This window comes from Streptomyces murinus (assembly GCF_002154555.1).
In the GTDB taxonomy this organism is placed as follows: Bacteria; Actinomycetota; Actinomycetes; order Streptomycetales; family Streptomycetaceae; genus Streptomyces; species Streptomyces murinus.
On sequence record NZ_MUNF01000765.1, the window covers coordinates 1 to 3300 of the forward strand.

At 74.5% G+C, this 3300-nt stretch carries 1 protein-coding gene; it reads right to left on the minus strand.

Annotation, left to right across the window (positions count from 1 at the left end):
* Positions 1-3300 (minus strand): type I polyketide synthase (locus CCN72_RS38780; RefSeq protein ID WP_143664303.1); only part of this gene is annotated, 3300 nt, incomplete at both ends.

Sequence of the window (3300 nt, forward strand, 5' to 3'; positions counted from 1 at the left end):
CGCTCCAGGTCGGCGGTGAGGGCGTCGAGGGCGTCGGGCCGCCCGCCGACGACGGTGGCGAGCGGGCCGTTGACCACCGAGATCTCGGCACCGGCGTACCGCTCGTCGCGCAGCAGCTCGGCCACCTGCACGGCGGGCAGGGCGAGGGAGGCCATCGCGCCCCGCCCCGCCAGACCACCCGCGATCACCCGACTGCGCAACGCCACCACCCGCGCCGCATCCTCGAGCGACAACGCACCCGCCACACACGCCGCCGCGATCTCACCCTGCGAATGACCCACCACAGCCGCAGGCTCCACACCCCACGACCGCCACACCGCCGCCAACGACACCATCACCGCGAACGACACCGGCTGCACCACATCCACCCGCTCCAACCCCGGAGCACCCGCAACCCCCCGCAACACATCCACCAACGACCAGTCCACAAACGGCGCCAACGCCGCCTCACACAAACCGATCCACTCACCGAACACCGGAACCGCATCCAACAGCTCCGCACCCATCCCCACCCACTGCGCCCCCTGACCCGGGAACACGAACACCACACCCTCACCCACACCGGAAACCACCCCACCACGCACCACCGCGGCCGACTCCTCACCCCCGGCCAACGCCCGCAAACCACACTCCAGCTCGGCACGCCCCTCACCCACCACCACCGCACGCCGCTCGAACACCGAACGCGTCGACACCAGACCACACGCCACATCCACCGCCGACACCTCCGGACACGCCCCCCACCACCGGAGCAACCGCGCGGCCTGCGCCCGCAACGCACCCTCCGAACGCCCCGACAACGGCAGCACGCGAACAGGGTGGGCGGGTTCCGGGCCGGTCGGGGGCGTCGCGGGTTCGGGACCCTGTTCCAGGACGACGTGCGCGTTGGTGCCGCTGATCCCGAACGAGGAGACCGCGGCCCGGCGCACCCGGCCGGTCTCCGGCCACGGCCGCGCCTCGGTGACCAGCTCCACCGTGCCCGCCGACCAGTCCACGTGCGGGGTCGGTTCGGCGGCGTGCAGGGTGGGCGGTACGACCGCTTCCCGGACGGCCATCACAGCCTTGATCACTCCGCCGATGCCGGCGGCGGCCTGGGTGTGGCCGATGTTGGACTTCAGCGAGCCGAGCAGCAGCGGGCGCCCGGCGGGCCGGTCGCTGCCGTAGGTCGACAGGAGCGCCTCCGCCTCGATGGGGTCGCCGAGGCGGGTGCCGGTGCCGTGCGCCTCGACCAGGTCGACATCGGCGGGGCCGAGGCCCGCGTCGGCGAGCGCCTGCCGGATGACCCGCTCCTGGGCGGGCCGGCTGGGGGCGCTGAGGCCGTTGCTCGCTCCGTCCTGGTTGACCGCGCTGCCCCGCACCACGGCCAGCACCCGGTGCCCGTTGCGCACCGCGTCCGACAGCCGCTCCAGCACCAGCACACCGACGCCCTCGCCCCAGCCGGTGCCGTCCGCGTCCGCGGAGAACGCCTTGCACCGCCCGTCGGGGGCCAGGCCGCGCTGCTGTGCGAACTCCACGAACATGCCGGGCGAGGCCATCACGGCCGCGCCGCCCGCCAGCGCGAGCGAGGACTCGCCGGAGCGCAGGGACCGTACCGCCAGGTGCAGGGCGACCAGCGAGGAGGAGCAGGCGGTGTCCACCGTGACCGCCGGGCCCTCCAGGCCCAGGACGTAGGAGATCCGGCCGGAGGCCACGCTGATGGTGCCACCGGTGAGCAGGTGACCCTCGGTGCCTTCCTGGGGCTCGTACAGCCGGGGGCCGTACTCCTGGGCCATGGCGCCGACGAACACGCCGGTGTCGGTGGAGCGCAGGGCGGTCGGGTCGATACCGGCCCGCTCCAGCGCCTCCCAGCCGGTCTCCAGCAGCAGCCGCTGCTGCGGGTCCATCGCCGTCGCCTCACGCGGCGAGATCCCGAAGAAACCCGCATCGAACTCGGCCGCCGAGCGCAGGAAAGCGCCCTCGCGGACATACGACTTCCCGGCCCGGCCCGGCTCCGGATCGTACAGGTCCTCCAGATCCCAGCCCCGGTCCTCGGGAAACCCGCCCACCGCGTCACCACCACTGACCACCAGGCGCCACAGATCCTCCGGGGAACGCACGTCACCCGGGAAACGGCACCCCATCCCGACGATCGCGACCGGCTCGTCGGCGGGGCGCTCGACGGCCGTGCCGGTGCCGGGTTCCGCCGCCGGTGCCGGCACGGGGGCCGCCGGGTCGCCGAGTGCGTCCGCCAGATGGCCGGCCAGGTCGCGGGGGGTGGGGCGTTCGTAGACGAGGGTGGTGGGCAGGGTCAGTCCGGTGGCGGCGCACAGCCGGTCCCGCAGCTCGACGGCGGTGACGGACTCCAGGCCCTGGCTCTTGAAGGGAAGGGCGGGCTCGACCGCGTCGGGACCGTCCAGACCCAGCACGGCGGCCGCGGCGGAACGCACGAGCCGCAGCAGGTGCCGCCGCCGCTCGGCGGGTGCGAGGCCGGCGAGCGCGGAGCGCGGGGAGGAGTCCTCGGCGGTCTCGTCCGGGAAGTCCGCCGGGGATCCGGTGGCGGCAAATCCGGTGCCGCCGTCCGCGGGCAGGGCCGTCTCCGGCTCCGGCAGGCCCGGCAGCCAGTGCCGGCGGCGCTGGAAGGGGTACGTCGGCAGGTCCACGATCCGCCCGCCCGCCAGGTACGGCGAGAGGTCCACGGGCAGGCCGAGGGTGTGGGCCTGGGCGAGGGTGCGCAGCAGCCGGTCCGGGCCGCCGTCGTCGCGGCGCAGGGTGCCGGTCACGGCGACGGGAAGGTCCCGCTCCCCGGCGATCTCCTGGACGGCGGCGACGAGGATCGGGTGGGCGCTGCACTCCACGAAGGCGGCACGGCCGTCGGTGAGCAGCGCCTCGACCGTGTCCTGGAAACGGACGGTGCCGCGCAGGTTGCGGTACCAGTAGTCGGCGTCCAGCGGCTCGCCGTCGAGGCGGCGGGCCGACAGGGTGGAGTAGAAGGGGATCTCGGGAGTCATGGGGGTGATGGGGGCGAGCGCCGTGCGCACCTCGTCCTCGATCTCCTCCACGTGCACGGAGTGCGAGGCGTAGTCGACGGGGAGGCGGCGCACCCGCACACCGTCGCGCTCCAGGTCGGCGGTGAGGGCGTCGAGGGCGTCGGGCCGCCCGCCGACGACGGTGGCGAGCGGGCCGTTGACCACCGAGATCTCGGCACCGGCGTACCGCTCGTCGCGCAGCAGCTCGGCCACCTGCACGGCGGGCAGGGCGAGGGAGGCCATCGCGCCCCGCCCCGCCAGACCACCCGCGATCACCCGACTGCGCAACGCCACC